Source organism: Frigoribacterium sp. CG_9.8 (assembly GCF_015751965.1).
GTDB lineage: Bacteria > Actinomycetota > Actinomycetes > Actinomycetales > Microbacteriaceae > Lacisediminihabitans.
This window is the reverse complement of sequence record NZ_JADOVH010000003.1, coordinates 290,304-308,148: the sequence shown is the minus strand read 5'-3', so window position 1 is coordinate 308,148 and position 17,845 is coordinate 290,304. Positions and strand designations below refer to the sequence as shown.

18 protein-coding genes are annotated in these 17,845 nt (G+C 63.2%); 13 read left to right on the top strand and 5 right to left on the bottom strand.

Translation table 11 applies throughout. From position 1 onward, the window contains the following. Positions 1–134 precede the first annotated feature (134 nt). The 8 genes from IWX88_RS09150 (at position 135) to IWX88_RS09115 (ending at position 6,192) form a co-directional block, all read left to right on the top strand. Positions 135–1,409 (top strand): APC family permease, encoded by a 1,275-nt coding sequence (locus IWX88_RS09150; protein ID WP_196829631.1) that lies wholly within the window; start codon positions 135–137, stop codon positions 1,407–1,409. Positions 1,410–1,460: 51 nt separating this feature from the next. Next, positions 1,461–2,189, top strand: a complete 729-nt coding sequence (locus IWX88_RS09145; protein WP_196829492.1) for a VIT family protein — start codon at positions 1,461–1,463, stop codon at positions 2,187–2,189. A gap of 132 nt (positions 2,190–2,321) precedes the next feature. Next, positions 2,322–2,513 (top strand): hypothetical protein, encoded by a 192-nt coding sequence (locus IWX88_RS13895; protein WP_231369054.1) that lies wholly within the window; start codon positions 2,322–2,324, stop codon positions 2,511–2,513. A 704-nt stretch (positions 2,514–3,217) separates the two neighbouring features. Beyond that, positions 3,218–3,460 (top strand): hypothetical protein, encoded by a 243-nt coding sequence (locus IWX88_RS09135; protein ID WP_196829488.1) that lies wholly within the window; start codon positions 3,218–3,220, stop codon positions 3,458–3,460. A 139-nt stretch (positions 3,461–3,599) separates the two neighbouring features. After that, the gene (locus tag IWX88_RS09130; RefSeq protein WP_370568277.1) at positions 3,600–3,917 is read left to right on the top strand and encodes a hypothetical protein; all 318 of its coding nucleotides are present in this window, start codon (positions 3,600–3,602) and stop codon (positions 3,915–3,917) included. 4 nt (positions 3,918–3,921) lie between these two features. Further along, positions 3,922–4,437, top strand: a complete 516-nt coding sequence (locus IWX88_RS09125; RefSeq protein WP_370568276.1) for an FAD:protein FMN transferase — start codon at positions 3,922–3,924, stop codon at positions 4,435–4,437. 338 nt (positions 4,438–4,775) lie between these two features. After that, positions 4,776–5,255 carry a MarR family transcriptional regulator gene (locus IWX88_RS09120; protein WP_196829486.1) on the top strand — a complete coding sequence of 160 codons (480 nt, stop codon included), beginning with the start codon at positions 4,776–4,778 and terminating at the stop codon, positions 5,253–5,255. 478 nt (positions 5,256–5,733) lie between these two features. After that, on the top strand, positions 5,734–6,192 hold the full coding sequence (locus IWX88_RS09115; protein ID WP_196829484.1) for a DUF2269 family protein: 459 nt from the start codon (positions 5,734–5,736) through the stop codon (positions 6,190–6,192). 48 nt (positions 6,193–6,240) lie between these two features. Here the strand turns inward: IWX88_RS09115 and IWX88_RS09110 are convergent, their stop codons facing one another. Further along, positions 6,241–6,930 (bottom strand): endonuclease/exonuclease/phosphatase family protein, encoded by a 690-nt coding sequence (locus IWX88_RS09110; protein WP_196829625.1) that lies wholly within the window; start codon positions 6,928–6,930, stop codon positions 6,241–6,243. A 270-nt stretch (positions 6,931–7,200) separates the two neighbouring features. Between IWX88_RS09110 and IWX88_RS09105 the strand changes: the two genes are divergently transcribed. Beyond that, positions 7,201–7,371: a hypothetical protein gene (locus IWX88_RS09105; protein WP_196829482.1), complete on the top strand. Its 171-nt coding sequence runs from the start codon at positions 7,201–7,203 to the stop codon at positions 7,369–7,371. Here the strand turns inward: IWX88_RS09105 and IWX88_RS09100 are convergent. Both IWX88_RS09100 and IWX88_RS09095 read right to left on the bottom strand, forming a co-directional pair. Further along, positions 7,343–10,855: a bifunctional RecB family nuclease/DEAD/DEAH box helicase gene (locus IWX88_RS09100; protein ID WP_196829480.1), complete on the bottom strand. Its 3,513-nt coding sequence runs from the start codon at positions 10,853–10,855 to the stop codon at positions 7,343–7,345. The two genes, IWX88_RS09105 and IWX88_RS09100, sit on opposite strands and share 29 nt — an antisense overlap. 232 nt (positions 10,856–11,087) lie before the next feature. Further along, on the bottom strand, positions 11,088–12,008 hold the full coding sequence (locus IWX88_RS09095) for a DnaJ domain-containing protein (protein WP_196829477.1): 921 nt from the start codon (positions 12,006–12,008) through the stop codon (positions 11,088–11,090). 247 nt (positions 12,009–12,255) lie between these two features. Here IWX88_RS09095 and IWX88_RS09090 point away from each other — a divergent pair, with 247 nt between their 5' ends. Next, positions 12,256–12,786, top strand: a complete 531-nt coding sequence (locus IWX88_RS09090; RefSeq protein WP_196829475.1) for a glutathione peroxidase — start codon at positions 12,256–12,258, stop codon at positions 12,784–12,786. An 82-nt stretch (positions 12,787–12,868) separates the two neighbouring features. On the opposite strand, the gene IWX88_RS09085 is transcribed toward IWX88_RS09090, so the two are convergent. Next, complete coding sequence (locus IWX88_RS09085) at positions 12,869–13,363, bottom strand: hypothetical protein (protein WP_196829473.1); 495 nt, start codon at positions 13,361–13,363, stop codon at positions 12,869–12,871. A gap of 182 nt (positions 13,364–13,545) precedes the next feature. Here IWX88_RS09085 and IWX88_RS09080 point away from each other — a divergent pair, with 182 nt between their 5' ends. From IWX88_RS09080 to IWX88_RS09070, 3 genes are all read left to right on the top strand, one after another. After that, complete coding sequence (locus IWX88_RS09080) at positions 13,546–15,717, top strand: ATP-dependent DNA helicase RecQ (RefSeq protein ID WP_196829471.1); 2,172 nt, start codon at positions 13,546–13,548, stop codon at positions 15,715–15,717. 126 nt (positions 15,718–15,843) lie between these two features. Then, positions 15,844–16,332 (top strand): cation:proton antiporter regulatory subunit, encoded by a 489-nt coding sequence (locus IWX88_RS09075; protein ID WP_196829469.1) that lies wholly within the window; start codon positions 15,844–15,846, stop codon positions 16,330–16,332. A 14-nt stretch (positions 16,333–16,346) separates the two neighbouring features. Then, a complete protein-coding gene (locus tag IWX88_RS09070; protein WP_196829467.1) occupies positions 16,347–17,684 on the top strand; it encodes a cation:proton antiporter in 1,338 nt (445 codons plus the stop codon). On the opposite strand, the gene IWX88_RS09065 is transcribed toward IWX88_RS09070, so the two are convergent. After that, a complete protein-coding gene (locus IWX88_RS09065; protein WP_196829465.1) occupies positions 17,582–17,809 on the bottom strand; it encodes a DUF1653 domain-containing protein in 228 nt (75 codons plus the stop codon). The two genes, IWX88_RS09070 and IWX88_RS09065, sit on opposite strands and share 103 nt — an antisense overlap. Positions 17,810–17,845 lie beyond the last annotated feature (36 nt).

The window sequence follows — 17,845 nt, the reverse complement described above, 5'->3', positions numbered from 1 at the left end:
ATTAGATCATGGCCAGCCCGGATCCCTGCTCGCCATGCGCCGACAACGCTGCCCGCAACCCGGCCCACCCGTTTACGCGGATGTCGTACAGTGCGCGTGTGCCCTCCGCCGATTCTTCCGCTGAGTCCTCCGCCATGCCTTTTCCCGAGGCTGCACCTGCGCTCGCCCGCAGTCTGGGTCTCGGCGGTGCCGTATTCATCGGACTCGGTTCGATGATCGGGGCGGGAATTTTTGCCGCCCTCGCGCCCGCTGCTCAGGCCGCGGGCGCCGGCCTGCTCGTCGGCCTCGTCATCGCCGCGATTGTGGCGTTCTGCAATGCCACCTCCTCCGCCCAGCTCGCCGCGGCCTACCCCACCTCCGGTGGCACCTATGTCTACGGCCGGGAGCAGCTCGGTGAGTGGTGGGGCTTTCTCGCCGGCTGGAGTTTCGTCGTCGGCAAGACCGCAAGCTGCGCGGCGATGGCACTCACTTTTGCCGCCTACGCGGTGCCAGCGGCCTGGGGTAAGCCGGCCGCGATCGCCGCTGTCATCGTACTGGTGGCGGTCAATTACCGGGGTGTCACGCGCACTGCCATGCTCATCCGCATCCTCGTGGTGATCGTGCTGGCGGTGCTTGTAGTGGTTGTCGCCGCGGGAACATCCGTTGCCCGGCTGGGCATCGACCCATTCGCAGACCTCACTGGGCGCGGATGGTACGGGGTGCTGCAGTCCGCCGGACTGCTCTTCTTCGCCTTCGCCGGTTACGCCCGCATCGCCACAATGGGCGAAGAAGTGCAGAACCCCGCCCGAACGATCCCGCGGGCTATCGTGATCGCACTCTCGCTCACCGTGATGATCTACGCAACCATCGCAGTGGTGCTTCTCGGCAGTCTCGGCAGTGCGGCACTTGGCGTATCGATGGCTCCTCTTGGCGCGGTTGTGCAGGCGAGCGGATGGAGCTGGGCTGGCCCGCTGGTAACCGTTGGGGCGGCCGCAGCATGCCTCGGTGCGCTGCTCGGGCTCATCGCTGGCGTCGGTCGCACGACTCTCGCGATGGCGCGGGAGGGTGACCTGCCGCGCCGGCTTGCCGCGGTACATCCGCGATTCGGAGTTCCCCACCGCGCGGAGGTGACACTCGCGGTGATGGTGTGCCTGATCATCCTCATTGCCGACGTGCGCGGCGCAATCGGTTTTTCCTCGTTCGGAGTGTTGCTCTACTATCTGGTGGCGAACCTGGCGGCACTCAGCCAGGGGGCGCACCAGCGACGATATCCGCGGATCATCCCGGTGCTCGGAGTGGTGGGATGTATCGCCCTCGTGGTCACGCTCCCCCTCACGGCTGTCGCAACCGGGGTCGGAATACTCGCTCTCGGGGTGGCCTATCGGGCGATTCGACTGCGCCGTGAGAGGTCTATGCACCTGCGGGCATAGGAGAGCCTTTCCTTCGTGGAAATCCCGTCACAAAGGGGGTTTGATAGGCAAATGACCTACCAGACCGCCCCCAATCAGCAAGCGAACGAACCGCATATGGGCGGCGTTGCGCAGAAGCTCAACTGGCTTCGAGCCGGAGTGCTCGGCGCAAACGACGGCATCGTCTCCGTCGCCGCGATCGCCGTCGGTGTCGCTGGTGCCACCACCGCCACCGCTCCCATTCTCACCGCCGCACTTGCCGCCCTAGTCGGAGGGGCAATTTCGATGGCCCTCGGCGAATACGTCTCGGTGAGCGGCCAACGCGACAGTGAGCACGCTCTGATCGAGAAGGAGCGACGCGAGCTGGAGGAGACACCGGATGAGGAGCTCGCCGAACTCGCTGGCATGTACCAGGCGAAGGGACTGAGTCGAGAGACGGCACTGACCGTCGCGACGGAGCTGACCGCACACGACGCTCTCGCCGCCCACCTCTCGATTGAGCTCAACATCGACCAGAACGACGTGGTCAGTCCGTGGCACGCCACCTTTGCTTCCGCGGCGGCCTTCCTTGCCGGTGGCGTCATCCCGTTGCTCGCGATACTGCTGCCGCCCGAGCAGTTTCGCGTTCCCGTGACCTTCGCGGTCGTGCTGCTCGCCCTCGCCGCCACCGGACTGATCAGCGCCCACATCGGCGGTGCGGGTCGGGCCCGTGCGGCGGCACGCGTCGTCATCGGAGGTGCTCTCGCGCTCGTTGCGACCTTCACGATCGGCGCGTTGCTCGGCACCACCGGCATTGTCTAGCCCCCAGCGGGGCGGCCTCACACGAATCCTCGTGGGCCGCGATCGGCAACAGCCCGCTCAGTGTGAAGCAGTTCTCGCTATCGTGACGCGGCGCGGGTCGGGCTATTCTCTCGAGGCTCACAGGAGCGGTCTGTGCTTCAACGGCTCCCCATTCGGGCGTGGATCACCATCGGGAACCCGGTGATCGCTGCCGTGATCTTCGCAGTTGCCCTCGCAGCGGGGTACGCCCAGGTCGTGTCGATCGTCGAAGCCTCAGACCAGGCTCTGGCCGACGCAGATTCCGATTCCTCCGTGACCGAGCTGGTCGCCATTCCCCAGATGTGAGAACTCACACGTTGGCGGTATCCCATTCACGGTAAGCGCATAGCAGATCACCTGGTCACGTGCCTCTGGGCTGTCGGTGCCGCTGCAGCGGCTCTCTTTCTTGCCACCGGTGGATCGGCAAAGTTCGGCTCTGTTGCGGATGCCGTCACCAGCATCGGAATCGTCGCCGGCCTCATCGGTACCGACTTCATTCTCGTGATGATCAAGCTCGCTGCACGCATCCCCAGCATCGACCGCACCGTCGGCCACGACCGCGCGATCGCTGTGCACCGCTCGCTCGGCGTGGTGATCACTTCTCTTGTGGCCGTGCGCCGCAAATTCAGCTACGAAGGCTGGCACCTCGTACACCTGCTGAGCTACGTTGCCGTGCTCTTCGCAGTTCCACACCAGTTGAGCGTCGGCGGCATCCTCTCGGCGGGAAGTGTCGAGAGGGTCTACTGGATCGCTCTGTATGTACTCGCCTTCGGGTCGATCACTACCTACCGATTCATCGAACCGTTGGTCTCCACCATCCGACATCGCGTGCGCGTCAGCCGGGTCGAGAACGTGGCCCGCGGCGTGGTGTCGATCCACTTTTCCGGGCGTAACCTGCGCTCGCTCGATATCTCTGGCGGCCAATTCTTCATCTGGCGTTTCTGGACCGCTCGCACCTGGTGGCACTCACACCCGATCTCCCTGTCATCGGTGTCCACTCTCTGTCATCGGTGCCCACTGAGGACGCCGCGCGGATCACCGTGCGCCAACTCGGCATCGGCAGTAGTGCGATCAGCGCGGTGCGGCCGGGCACCCGTGTGTCGCTCGAGGGTCCGTACGGCGTGTTCACGGATACCGCACGAACGGCCCCCAAGCTCGCCATCATGGTCGCCGGTATCGGCATCACCCCGGTGCGGGCGTTTCTCGAGGATGCCCGGGGTGGATGCCGCAGGCTGACGCCTCTCGAGGTGTGACGTTGAGAAGCATATTTCCCGATCTGAAGAACTCCGACCTCTATATTTGTGGACCGACCTCATGGCTTGACCTGGTCGAGCATGACGCTCGCACAGCCGGAATCCCCGAGCATCAGCTCCACACAGAACGGTTCGACTGGTGAGAATACGCGCAGCACTCAGTGGCATATTCGCCTCCGTAGCTATCCTCATCGTCGGCTGGCAGGCAGGCCTGGCTGCCGTAACGCATGCGACGGTGGCCAGCTCGATCGGCGAGAACACGGGCGCGAGTACAAGCACGAGCACGGGCACTGCCGCCTCCCCGTCTTCCTCTGCTGCAGCGGAGGCTGCAACGCCCGATGCTCCGGCTGATTCGGCAAGCGGCAGCTTCATCGTATCGAGCGTCAGCGGTGCGACCTACACCAGCGATGCCTACCTCACCTCGCTGCAGTCCGCGCTCGACCAGGCCGTTATCTGAGCGCGTGGGCACACACCTCTTCGAGGCGATGGGCACGATGGTTTCTCTTACCCTTCCTGACTTGCCCACCTCGGCGGATGCCGTGGCGGTGGTCGAGTCACGCTTCCGCACTTTCGACGAGCGTTTCAGCCTCTACCAACCAGGCTTTGAGTTCTCCCGGATCGCAGCGGGGCAATTGGTGCTCACCGACTCCAGCGTCGAATTAAGGTCGATGTATGCGAGTGCCCTCCGTTGGCGAGACGCTACCGACGGCGCATTCACACCTCACCGTACGGATGGAGTCATCGATCTGAACGGCACAGTGAAGGCACGGGCGATGCAGGCTGCGGCCGATGCACTGCAGGGTAGCGGATTTCACCACTGGTGCATGAACGCGGGCGGTGATGTGCTCATCGCGGGCGGCCCGACGACTCTCGCATCGGTCGTGGAACGCTGGTCGGTAGACGTGCTCACCGTTGCTTGGGATGGTTCGCTCACCGCAACAACCGGTCTCCGTGCCGCATTTGCGCAATCACGATGACGACGAAGCAAACACCAAAAAACCGTTGAGAAATTACCTTGATAGTAAAGAATCGCAATCATCAAACTATTCTGTAATAATTGACATGCGCCATAAAAAGCGCGGCTGGGGGCCGTCGGGATGGCCTCCAGCTCTTTTCATTTTGTGCATCACCGGTGCGAATCAGTCATCGGCTTACCTACCAATTGCAGCCCTGGGACTACACAGGAACCGTGGAGGATTCCGGGAACAAACGCTGAGGCATTTAAGAAGTAACATGTGAGAGCATTCTCAAGATCAATTTATACGCAGGCCGGGCGGGTAACTCGGCTTACCAGGCAGATGAATAAGGGGATTCTGTGTACGAAAAGTTCGGGGCAGCACACACTCTCAACGGCTTTCCGGCCGCAACGCTCATCCTGATGCGGGCACTCGACAGTAACCGCCACCGTATTGCGATCCAAGCCGGGATCACCGGAAGCGAACTGCGCGCAATGGCACGTGTTGCCGAGGCTGGAAGCCTCACTCCCAAGCAACTCGCTGAGTCGATGGAGATGACCACCGGTGCCGTCACAGCGATTTCGACCCGCCTGGTCAAGGCGAAACTCATGCATCGAGTCGACCACCCCAGCGACCGGCGCAGCCTCTTTCTGGAGCTGACCCCCGCGGCGAATCAACTGATGGAGGAGCTTTACCTCGAATTCGAAGTCTCCCTCGGTGTTGCCACGAAGGACATGTCCGAAGAGCACCTTCGAATCTGCGCAGAGCTCATCGTGTCAGTCGCGGCGGAATTGGGAAGCATACAGCCGCCGTCCGCAGAGCCTGGTCTCGTCGCCTGACCTCGGGGGTATTTCCACGGGACTTGACGTCGGACCTGTGTTCGGGGACTGTGCTCGACGACTGTGCTCGACGTCTGTACTCGATTTCTGTGCTCGACGCGAGTCACCGGAGATTGTTATCCAGGGCTGTCACCGGAGGGCCGGCAATCAGGATGGCTCGGAACATCACCGGGCCTTAAGTCCCCAGTGAAGCCGGACTAATCCATCATGCTGAACGCACCCATTCATTGTTGACGTGGGTGTGCGGTTTGCCCTCGTTTGCTGGAAATGCCGGAGAGAACCACTCGGATCAATGATGGTGCCGCGCCGGGTTGGCGGTCAGGCAATGGGCTGCCGGTGTCGCGAGTGCCGATTTGGTGCATGCCGGTGGAGTGGGCATGTGGTGGGCATTCGGTGGGCATGTAGTGATTGGCATCCTGATCGCTGGTTCACGAACCGCGCGGACTGACGCCGTTGACAAAACTGTCGAAAGGTCATCTTGGAAATCCTGTTTGCTGCTCTGCACGTGATCGCTGCCGTCTTCATCGTCGGTCCTATGGCCATCCTGCCGATGACCGCTATGCGTGCCGCCCGCGCACGCAACGGTGCCCAGGTGCAGGCCCTCGCGCGGGCGACATCCACTTTCACCCTGCTCTCGCTCGTAGTCTTGGCATCCGGCTTCATACTCATCGAAGTTGCTGATCCACAAAACAATGTGACCTTGTCGACCGGGTGGATTGTCGGCTCAATCGTGCTCTACGTGATCGCAGTGGCAATCAACCTCTTCATCACGGTGCCGTCGATGAAAAGGGTTGCGGATGCCGTTACGGAATCAACTGGCGCCGAGGGCATAATCATGGCTGCACGTCCCGCCGGCTACAGCGTGATCGCTGGCGCATCCGGTCTCGCGAGCCTGCTCCTGGTCGCTGTGGTTGTGCTGATGGTCTGGAAGCCCTAGCTCCCGTTCGCCAGCACGGATCGACCGTATGTCCTTGCCGGTGTCAAGTCATCGCGACGCGACCGCGTTCTCGCGGTATGACGCGCTGACCATTATCGGCATGTGGTCAGACGCTCCGCGATCGAGGGTTTCGACGTTGTCGATCCCCAGACCGACAGATGTTGCGAAGTCGAAGTGACCGCGGAAAAATTTATAGCGTGTGTAGGTGCTGCGGTCGCTGAGAGTCAGGTCGTAGCCCGACTCGTTCACCCGCTGGGTGAGGGTCGTGGTGAACAAAGGGTAGTTGTAGTCGCCGACCATAAGGGTCGGCAGACCGTGTCCGAGAGTGAGCAGTAATTCGTGGGCGGCGCGGATCTGCTCCCGACGCAGCGAATTGCGCGCGGTCAGCGGTGCGGCGTGGAATGACGCAACCACGATCTCATGATCGGTCTCGTGGTCAACCAGCCTGGTGCCGATCAGACGCTCGTGGGCGGGCTTGAGCACCATGTCGTGCAGAGACTTTTTCAGTGAAAAGGCCTGAGTCTCGAGGGCGCTGAACCGGTCTGTGCGGTAGTAAACGGCGAGTCCGAGCCGGTTGCGCTTGGTGGAGTCAGCAAGGCGAAGCTGGCCGACATCGACCGGCAGATCCGTTGTGTCGCACTCCTGCAAGCACAGAACGTCAGGAGCGAATCGGCCCACGAGTTCACCGAGCTCGCCGCTGGCGTGATTCTTGCGAAGATTATAGCTGATGACTCTGATCACTGGGATCCCGCTCGTCTGGCCTGTTCGGCGCTCCTATCGGAACGCCCCATAAAAGCCTAGGCCGCTCGCGGTGCGCTGGCGTCACCCAGTGCCTGTGAAAGCACTCGAACAGTACTCAATCTGCGAAAAGCGATCAGCGAGGGAGCCCGGGGTAGCAATCACAGGAGCTTTGCCCGAAGCTAGGAGTGGGTTTCGTCGACTACTGCTCGATGAAAACATTTGGCCCACGAACACACGAACATACGAACATACGAACACGGAGTAATCATGTCTGGCAACAAAGAGAACACCGGCGGCGGTCCAGAGACCGAAGGCAAGTTCACGGATGAAGAATTCACGGATGGATCGCACACCCCCATCAGCGAGGGTGAGGATGGCGAGTACACCGATTCGGAAATCCCCGAGGACGTCAAGGACCGTCCCGACCATCGGGATTGAGACGCGTCAACCGATTTAGCAGGAGAGGGTTTGCCAGCGCGTCGGGCTCCACGAGGCGGATGAACGCACTCAGCTGGGCAAGCGCTGCAATGCTCGTGGGTAACGTTTCGGTGATCCCGGGCGAGTACACCAGCCATGCCGCCCACTGTGCCCGGGAGATTGCCACAGTGAGTCGGTTGGCAAGAAGAAGGAACTCCATCCCGCGCGGTACGTCTGCCGCGGAGGATGCCGCGAGCGAAACTATTGCGACTGCGGCCTCTTTGCCCTGAAAACGGTCAACGGTACCGACCGGAATTCCCCCGAAGCCCGCGGCGTCGAGGGTCTCGCGCAACAGCTGAACCTGCGCGTTGTACGGCGCGACGACGATCACGTTATTAGGGGCAAGTCCGCTTGTTTTGCCTTCGGATGTCCAGGCTCGCCCCACCACGTCGCGCACGATCGCAAGCACGGCAGTCGCCTCCTCAACCGAGGTCGTGGAGTTGCCGTGAGCGATCACGGAAACCGAATGCAGCCCAGGCGCGACCCCATCGAGATCGCGATCCGACGGATGCGAGCGCAGGCGACCCTCATAGGACAGCTCTGAAACCGGCGCACACAACGCGGGGTGCATGCGGTGGCTGACATCGAGGAAGAAGCCGAACTCGGGCGGCAGCACGTCGTGGCCGTCACTGAGCCAACCAAGAGCTGAGACATCCACTGGCTCCGGATGCGTGCCCTGGCTCACCTGCGGCAGTTGCTGGGGGTCACCGAGCAACAGCAGGCGCGTCGCGGCAACGGATGATGCGATCGTGGCGGCAAGAGAGAACTGTCCGGCTTCGTCGATCACCAGCAGGTCAAGGGATCCGCGCGGTACTCGACCCTCGTTACTGAACAGCCAGGCGGTGCCGCCGACCACGAATCCCGGTTGCGCAGTGAATTCTCCGAGTGACCGGTCGGTGAGTGCCGTCCAGGTCTTCGGCTCTGAGTCGCTGCCCGGCCGCGGTTTCTTGCCGACCCGGGAGGGATCCAGCCCCGCAGCGACCACCGCGGCGAGCATGTTCTCCACTGTCGCATGGGACTGCGCGACCACCCCGACGCGCCAACCGTGGTTCTGCACGAGGTCGGCGATGACCCGAGCGCCATTCCAGGTCTTGCCAGTACCTGGCGGCCCCTGCACAGCGAGGTAAGAGTGATCGAGGCTGAGGAGGGCGTCCCGCATCCGCTCTGCGATGGTTCCACCGGAACCGCTGACAGCGTCGCGCAGCCCACGTGGCGGTATTCGGCGAAGAACATCGAGGGCCGCGTTGGGCATCAACTGCGGATAGGCGTCGAGCACGGCCCGTCCCCACTCGGAAATGGCGGTGACCTGGGTGCCCGGATTCGGCGGAGAGCTCGGAGCGAGGGCGAGCGGGAGCTGATCATAGGTCGACGCCGTTGCCTTGAGGCGCTCGGTGAGCAACAGTGACCCGTCGTCGCACACAACGATGCCGGTACGGCAATGGGCGACGCGAGCGCCGGGATCGCACCCGGCGTCGATCGGCGGAAATGGTGGGTCGTACACCAGCCAAGGAGTATCGGATGCGCTGAAGGAGCTCCCAGGGGCAGCGGTTCCGGTGAGTCTCAGCTCGCGCGACTCGGTGCGCGCATTCCCCGTGATGCCCCACTGCCGAATTACCTCTGCGCTCTCCACAACAAACACATTGCGCGTATCGGCCCAGTCTTCAACGGGGGCTGCAAGTCGGGCGAAATGATCCCACCAGAAGCTCTTGCCCTCGCGACGGTGGTAGTCAATCGCGGCGCTGGCAAGGGCGATGGCCGTGTGATCGGCGGTGCGCTCGCCCGCCGGGAAATCCGCCACGAGTGCTGCAAGCTCGACATAGACCGGATCCGGTTCGGTGAGCGGCACGTCGAGCACGAGTGCGTCCCGGCCTACCGCCCGCACCGAGTTCTCTGCGGCGCGCTCAAGAAGCCAGTCACGCAAGGCGAGGGTAGAGACGCAGTCATACTCGTTATAGGTGGCGATTTCGGCGAGGACCTGGGCCGCGTCATCCGCCTGCCCCTCGTCGAAAAGATCCCGGGAACGCACGTATTCGGTGATGGAATCGGCCGCGTTCGTGACGCCGGTTCGTGCGCGGTCCCCCATGTACAGCGGTTCAAGCTTTTTGAGCGAGTAACTGCGGCTGCCCACCCGAAGCGACTGTTTAACGATCGGATAGAGGTCGATGAGCACGCCGTTGCGCAACAGGTCGTCGACGGCCTCTTCGCCCACCCCGTGTCTCGCGGCGATACTCAGCAGATGGGTGCGTTCGTAGGAGGCGTAGTGGTAGATGTGCATACCCGGATACGCACGCCGACGCTCCCCCACGTAGTCGAGAAAATCGACAAGAGCCTGTCTCTCCTGCGTCAGGTCATGTGCCCAAAACGAGCGGAAGGTCAAGTCCGCTTCGACGAGCCCGAAGAGATAGTCGAGGCCCCACGCTGTGCCCTCCTGGTGCAGCGGATCACCCTCGAAGTCGAAGAAGATGTCCCCCGGATCGGAAGCGGGGATAGCACCGAGGGCTGCCGGAGCGACGACTCGCCACGCCAGCCCCGGAGAAGTGTGCCCGGTGGTGGGATCGGTGGTGTGCTCGGGTGTCGGTATTGCGGTCGGCATGGCCGTCTGCATGCTGGCTTGCTCGCGGAGTGCCGTGAGCGTCGATTCGGAGAGCCCGATCACTGGCCCGGTCGACACGGCCAGCTGCTCAATGGTGCTGATCCCCGCGTCGAGCAGGCGCGCGCGCTGGGTCACTCGCAGTCCGGCCACCAGCAGCACGTCATGGTGCAGCTGCACCTGTTCCTCACACACAGCACAGCGCCCGCACGCGGCATAGCGAGTGTCCCCCCACGCCGTCGGTTTCGAGTCTGCAACTCGGTCATCGACCAGCTGCTGCAGGCGGGTGCGACGGCGTCGGTATACCGGAAGGATGTCTGCGAGACGGTGTTCGCTCACGCTGTCATCCCCGAGAATCAGGCACACGCGTGCCGCAGTCGGTATACCGAGCTTCTGCAATTGCTCGGCATAGGCCGCGAGTTGCAACAGTGCGGTGATTTTGGCGTGGCGGGCCAACTTGGTGTCGTAGACCTCGTACAGTCCGTCGGGATTTCGGATGATGAAGTCCGCGTAGCCGAGAAATCTGCCATCGAAGAACGCGGCCTGGTAGACCGCCGGCGCTTCGCTCTGGAGAGCTGTGGTGGTGAGCTCGACCACCGCGGCTGGATCGCTCGAACGTTCGGGGCGCGGTATCTCGACCACGCGCATCCGAGTCCGCAGCCATTCGAGGAATCGTTCCTCGTGCCGGTCACCGAGACGCGCGGCCCGCTCCAGCATGTCGTCGGTTGTTGCCGGCGGGGCTTGGATACGCTCGAGGCGGGAGTCGAGTTTGCGCATCACGGCCCATTCGCAACTGGCCGCAGCGCTGAGGTCAGAGGCCGAGTGCACGACGGTGCGGTCGCTGAGCAGGAACATGCAGCATCCTCATCGTGGGTCGTGGTGGTGAACTAAGCCCAGTATGGGGCGGACCCACGACACCGGGTCGCGGCGGGAATCAGATCGGCTGCTCATCGCAGCTGCTCATCACGGTGGCGGGTTGAGGTGGCTGGTTACGGTGGCGGGTTGAGGTGGCTGGTTACGGTGGCGGGTTGAGGTGGCTGGTTACCGGGGCTTGTTGCGAGGGCTTGTTACAGAGGTGCCTTGGACATCAGACGAAGCGGATGCCAGCCTGGAGCCGTGTGCGCACGTCGAATAGCGCGTTGCCGCCGATCACTTTTGCCCCGGGCACGCCGTCGCGCAGCAGTGCCGGGAGCGTCGACTGACGCGTGATCACCGTCGTTGCTCCTCTGGCGGTACCGAGCACGGTGAAGGGTTCATCGAGAGCGTCATCCGGCAACACGATGAGCAGCGCGGTGAACTTCACCCGGGCGGCACGGGACACGATCTTGGCGCGCACTGAGAGGTCGTGCATGGGGCGCGCCTCGCCGAGCGGCTTGCCAAGCAACTCGCCGCGACGGCTGCGCACTGGCTCGTCATAGTCTTCGGAGAGGATCGCAAACAGCCCGGTCGGACCGAGTACCACATGGTCGATTTTCTCCTCCGGAGGGCCGGTACTCACGTCGTGCCAGACCGTGAATCCGATCCCCAGCGCGGCGAGTGTTCGGGCGGTCGCTTCCTCGGCGAGGGCATCCGCGAGCAGGTGGCGCAAGTGTATCGGTGCTGATCTCACCAGGGCAGGGTCGTAGGGATCGTCGAGGGACTCACCCCGGCCCACCCATTCGCGCATCAACACGAGATAACGCTCCCGTCTCCAGCCTCCCGGATGTCCATAAGAGCGGGCGCGGGGGCGGGTGTCCGCCTGTTTGGGTCGTGGTTGTGGTGCCCAGGTGAATGGAGAATCGTCGCTTTTCAGCATGGGCCGCCCGCGGTCGTATGCCGCGCGATCGTCCGGGTCGCCGATCCGCTCCCATGCCACCTGCACGGCATTGAATCGTGCGGCGTTACCGCCGGTGTCGGGATGCGTTTCGCGCATCAACCGGCGATAGGCACGTCGCAGGTCATCTTGGCTCGCCAGTGCGCTCACGCCAAGCACCTCGTAGGGGCTGGCAGAGATCGGACTGTCGGGCATGACTCGCTTTCGCTGGGATTGTCGGTTCGCTGGGATTCACGGTTCGCTGCGGGCGTGTTTTGTAGGGATGCCGGAATGCCAAGGAACGGCGCATCACCCTACGACAGTAGCGAAGGCTGGCTGGGATCGACGTGAAGACGTTCTGCCGGCACAACACGTTGGAGTGGACATGGCCCGTTTCGACACTTATCGGTACCCGGGCTCGCTCGCTGGGAACACCCGGTTTCGGGAGATAGATTGCGTAATCATGACCATCAGCGACAGTCCACACGAAACCACCCCACACGAAACCAGCCCACTCGAAACCATTCCGCTCACCACAATCGATGGAAAGTCGACATCGCTGGCTGATCTTGGTGACAAGGTGTTCCTCATCGTGAACGTGGCATCCCGCTGCGGGCTCGCGCCGCAGTACAAAAAGCTCGAGGAAATGCAGAAGACCTATGGAGACCGCGGATTCAGCGTTCTCGGGTTCCCCAGCAATCAGTTCCTGCAGGAGCTGAGCACTGATGACGCAATCAAGGAATACTGCTCGACGACCTGGGGCATCACTTTTCCCATGTTCGAGAAGGTCAAGGTCAATGGCAAGAACGCGCATCCGCTGTACGCCGAACTGACCAAAGCTCCCGACTCCTCCGGCAAAGCAGGCAAGGTGAAGTGGAACTTCGAGAAGTTCGTCATCACCCGGGATGGTGCGGTGCATCGGTTCCGCCCGACAATGCAGCCGGACTCCCCGGAGATCGTCGCGCTCATCGAGTCCTCCCTGCCCATCGGCTAGGTGTACTGCCCAGACAGGCATGAACCCGGAGGGAGCGCATCACGTGAGTGCCTCCAGAATGCGCCGTGTGTGAGACGTGTGCCTAGTCCCCGTCAGTGTTGATCTTGTCTGTGCTGGTCTTGTCTGTGCCGATCTTGTCTGCCGTGCCAGTGGAGTCCCAGCGATAGTCATCCGCGGCAAACCAGCGCACCCCGCGGCTGTGGCTGACAAGCACGGCACGCACTGGCAAACCAGCCGCAGCAAATCCCTTATCCAGCGCGCGGGCCCAGGCGGTGTCGGCGGTACTGAACTGTGTCCCGGCATATCGTTCAAGCACGATGATCACCGCTCGGGCATTCAGATGTCCGACCCCAAAGGCGACGTTGTCGGCCAGTCGTGTCACTGCCGCATCCGGGAGCGCGGGCAGATCGGCAACCGGCATGATCAGTGGCAACTGAATGTTCTCACTGTCGAGAAACAGGAACCAGATCTGCCGTCGGCAGGCACGGCCGACCAGAGCGGAAACCCTCGCTTCAATGAGGTTGTCGCTCGTGAGGGGCTGGGTGACGGTGTCGTCATAATGGGGTTTCATTGCCACAGGATGACGCTTTTGCGCCGTCGATCTCCGGTAGCCCAGCGCTTCCGGGACAAACGACGGTCAGGAGTGCCCGGTGGAGGAGTGGACCGGCTTCTCCTCCACCACAGTGGATTCACCATCGGAATGCTCGCATCGACGGTCGCATCAGCACGCTGTCGCGGCGCTGATGACAAGCTGGGGAGATGACCGACAGCCACTCCCCCGCCCTCGCCATCCTGCGCTCTCTCGTCGGCCGGGAGGATGCCGAGTTTCACGAGGGTCAGTTCGAAGCGATCGAGACTCTGGTCGAACACCGTCGGAGGGCACTGGTGGTGCAGCGCACCGGCTGGGGTAAATCGGCCGTCTACTTTGTTGCGACACTTCTTCTCCGACAGCGGGGAGCCGGGCCCACGATCCTGGTTTCCCCACTGCTGGCGCTGATGCGTGACCAGGTGGCTGCCGCAACTCGCGCCGGGGTGCGCGCGGTCGCCATAAATTCCGCTAACGCGCACGAGTGGGGGGAGGTGCTCGACAAGCTGCGATCTGACGAGGTCGATGTACTGCTTGTGTCTCCCGAACGACTGAATAATCCCTCGTTCCGAGACGATCAGCTTCCCACTCTGCTGGCGCGGGCCGGACTTCTTGTGGTGGACGAAGCCCACTGCATTTCGGACTGGGGACACGACTTTCGTCCCGACTACCGCCGACTGCGCGAACTCATTGCACAACTGCCGCACGGAATCCCCGTACTCGCCACCACGGCTACGGCCAACAGTCGAGTGGTGGCGGATGTTGCCGAGCAGCTCGGTGGCGCGGGCGGGGCTCCCGGAGTATCCAACTCGCCCGGGGCAGCTGGACCGACCGGGTCGGAAGTCGTTACCATCCGCGGCCCGCTGGCCCGGGCATCCCTTCGACTCGGAGTACTGAGACTGCCGGATTCGAAAGCCCGCCTCGCCTGGGTGCTGAGCCACCTGTCAGACCTCCCCGGAAGCGGCATCATCTACGCCCTCACCGTTTCGGCGGCCGAGGACACTGCTCGTCTGCTGCGTGACGCCGGCCATGAGGTTCATGCCTACACCGGGCGCACCGATACCGCCGAGCGTGAGCAGCTCGAGCAGCGACTCAAGTCCAACGACGTGAAGGCTCTGGTTGCGACCAGCGCACTCGGGATGGGCTTTGACAAGCCCGACCTTGGCTTCGTGCTCCATCTTGGTGCGCCCTCATCGCCGGTCGCCTATTATCAGCAGGTCGGTCGCGCGGGCCGCGCAACGGAAAACGCGGATGTTCTGCTTTTGCCGGGCACCGAGGACGAAGCGATCTGGCACTATTTTGCGACATCGTCGATGCCGGTGGAGCAAAAAGCACTTGCGGTGATTGACGCACTGGGCAGCTCGGCGCTGTCGACGGCGGCAATCGAGGCGCGAGTGGACCTTCGGCGCACTCCCCTCGAACTGCTGCTCAAGGTGCTGGATGTTGACGGTGCAGTGCGGCGCGTGTCCGGCGGTTGGATCGCCACCGGTGTTCCGTGGACTTACGACGCCGAACGGTACGAGCGCATCTCCGCCGCGCGGGCAGCGGAGCAGCAATCGATGCTCGACTACGAAACGACTTCTGGATGCCGCATGGAGTTTCTGCAACGGGCGCTCGACGATGACACGGCGATGCCATGCGGTCGTTGTGATCGCTGTGCGGGCACATGGTTTGCCACGGAGATAGGGGTGGACGCCACTGCAGCGGCTGCAGCATCGCTCGATCGAGTCGGTGTTGCGGTGGAGCCGCGGGCACAGTGGCCGCGTGGCATGGATCGGCTGGGGATCGATGTTCGCGGCAATATCCCGATCGCCGAGCGCACCGAGCCCGGCCGAGCGCTGGCGCGACTGACCGACCTCGGGTGGGGTGGCACTCTACGCGAACTGTTTGCTCCCGACTCGCTGGACGCCCGGGCGAGTCCGGCACTGATCTCTGCCTGCGTGCGGGTGCTCGCGGACTGGAGCTGGCAGGAGCGCCCAGTCGCAGTGGTGAGCATGCCCTCGCGACGCCATCCGCTGCTCATTGCTTCTGTGGCCGAAGGCATCGCCGCGGTTGGCAAGCTCCCCTACTTCGGTGCGCTCGACTTGATCGGCGGAGGGCCCTTGGGAGACCCGGGCGGCAATAGTGCGTATCGACTCGCCGGCGTCTGGCAGCGGTTCGGCGCGGCGGATCTCATCCTGACTGCGGGTCGCGATCCGGCAGCTGGCTTCGATCTGACATCGGGTCCGGTGTTGCTGGTCGACGACCTGGCAGATAGCCGCTGGACGCTCACGGTGGCGGGACGCGAACTGCGGCGGGCCGGCACCCCCGCCGTGTTGCCCTTCGTGTTGGCACTTCGGGCCTAGGGACACGGGATGGAGGCTTAAGGAGGACAAGTAATTGGCGTCGCTTCTTCAGACTGGCAAAATCGCTACCCGGTTGGTCGCGCCAGTCGCGCCCACCCTGACCGGGCCTCCTGTTAGGGTTGCCGCGTGAGCGTACGAGTCGAAAAAGTCGATCTGCCGGGGATCGGCACGCGCCATGACGTGATCACGAAAAAAGGCCGCCGCATTGGTGTCGTATCCCATCGGTCGGGCGAGCGGGAGCTCGCGCTGTTCGGCGTCGATGATCCGGATGAGGCTGTTGACTCCATCGCACTGACCGACGATGAGGCCGCCGCCCTGGCCGATGTGCTCGGGGCGTCGCTGATGCTCGGACAACTCGCGGGCATCCGCGAACAAGCTGCCGGGCTATTTACCGAGCAGCTGGTGATCTCGGCTGGCTCGCCCTATGCCGGTGAGGTGCTGGGCGCGACGAAGGCCCGCACACGCACGCATTCGTCCATCGTCGCAATTGTGCGGGGGGCGGATGTTATCCCCTCGCCAACACCGGATACGCTCCTCGCCGCCGGAGACACCATTGTCGCGGTCGGTACCCGTGCCGGGCTCGATGCCCTCGCTCGCCTGCTCACCGACGGCTGATATCCCTTCCGCCCATGCATGACGCCGCACTGCTCCTCATTGAGGTCGGGGCCGTGCTTCTCGGGCTCAGCCTGCTGTCACGGCTTGCCGATCGGATTGGCGTCTCGGCGATCCCGCTCTATCTTCTCGCCGGTCTTGCATTCGGGGTGGGTGGATTCGTCCCGCTCGACGCTGGCAACGATTTTTTCAGCTTCGGAAGCGAACTCGGAGTCATCCTGCTTCTCGTCATGCTCGGACTGGAATATTCGCCGACGGAGCTCATCACCAGCCTTCGACGGTCGCGCAAAGCCGGCATTCTGGATTTTCTGCTCAATGCGCTGCCCGGCGCCGCGTGCGCCCTCATCCTCGGGTGGGGGCCGGTGGCCGCCGTGGCGCTCGGCGGCATCACCTGGGTATCGTCTTCGGGAGTGATCGCAAAGGTTCTGCGGGATCTGCGGCGTCTTGGCAACCGAGAGACGCCGACGATCCTGTCGATCCTGGTCATTGAGGATCTGGCAATGGCGTTCTATTTGCCTGTGCTCTCAGCTCTGGCGATCGGAGCCGGTGTGCTTGCGGGAGCGACGGCGCTGACCATCGCGGTGCTGGTCGTTGCGATGATTCTCTACTTTGCCCTGCGGCATGGCCGCGTCGTCTCGCGACTGTTCGCTGCCGGGCACTCGGAGTCCCTCCTGCTCGGTGTTCTTGGACTCACCATGCTGGTGGCGGGAATCGCGCAGGAAGTCAATGTCTCCTCTGCAGTCGGTGCATTCCTGGTGGGAATCGCACTCTCCGGCCGGGTTGCGCACAATGCCCAGCAACTCCTCTTCCCGCTGCGTGATCTCTTTGCGGCGGTATTCTTCGTATTTTTCGGGCTTTCCACCGAGCCGGCAAGCATTCCGCCGGTTCTCCTTCCTGCAGCCATCCTCGCGGTGATCACGATTGCGACGAAGACGTTCACCGGCTACCGCGCGGCCGCTGCGGCGGGTATCGGCGTACCCGGGCGGTGGCGAACCGGGTTCGCACTGACGCCCCGCGGTGAGTTTTCGATCGTCATTGCCGGGTTGGCTGCGGCTTCCGGTATCGAACCGCGACTCGCTCCACTCGCGACGGCCTACGTGCTGCTGACAGTCATTGCCGGTCCGCTACTCACACGGATGACGGATGCGGCCTGGTTCCGACGTCGGCTCAGCATCCGGCAGGAGCGGATCGCGTCTGCGCGAATCGGTTCGGCGGGGATCGGGTCGGCGGGGATCGGGTCAGCGGGACCCGCTCAGCCCGGGACCGGTTCGAATCGGATTATGCTCTGGCCATCGACCTGGACGTTACCGAAAAACATCTCGCGGGGACGTACCCACAACCCGAATGCTCCGTAGAGTGCGCGGTATACGACCAGTGGCTCTTCGGTCTCCGAGTGGGTTGCCGCCCCAATCACCTCGTACAGGCCGCCCTTGTAGTGACGGTAGGTGCCGGGGAGGATGTCGGGTAATGATTCGGCCATCACAGAAGGCTAGCTCGTGGCTGAATATGAATCGCT

Coding starts and splice junctions, on each gene's coding strand:
- IWX88_RS09150 (WP_196829631.1), top strand. CDS start 135: ATGCCTTTTCCCGAGGCTGCACCTGCGCTCGCCCGCAGTCTGGGTCTC.
- IWX88_RS09145 (WP_196829492.1), top strand. CDS start 1,461: ATGACCTACCAGACCGCCCCCAATCAGCAAGCGAACGAACCGCATATG.
- IWX88_RS09105 (WP_196829482.1), top strand. CDS start 7,201: ATGTCTGGCAACAAAGAGAACACCGGCGGCGGTCCAGAGACCGAAGGC.
- IWX88_RS09100 (WP_196829480.1), bottom strand. CDS start 10,855: ATGTTCCTGCTCAGCGACCGCACCGTCGTGCACTCGGCCTCTGACCTC.
- IWX88_RS09095 (WP_196829477.1), bottom strand. CDS start 12,008: ATGCCCGACAGTCCGATCTCTGCCAGCCCCTACGAGGTGCTTGGCGTG.
- IWX88_RS09090 (WP_196829475.1), top strand. CDS start 12,256: ATGACCATCAGCGACAGTCCACACGAAACCACCCCACACGAAACCAGC.
- IWX88_RS09080 (WP_196829471.1), top strand. CDS start 13,546: ATGACCGACAGCCACTCCCCCGCCCTCGCCATCCTGCGCTCTCTCGTC.
- IWX88_RS09070 (WP_196829467.1), top strand. CDS start 16,347: ATGCATGACGCCGCACTGCTCCTCATTGAGGTCGGGGCCGTGCTTCTC.
- IWX88_RS09065 (WP_196829465.1), bottom strand. CDS start 17,809: ATGGCCGAATCATTACCCGACATCCTCCCCGGCACCTACCGTCACTAC.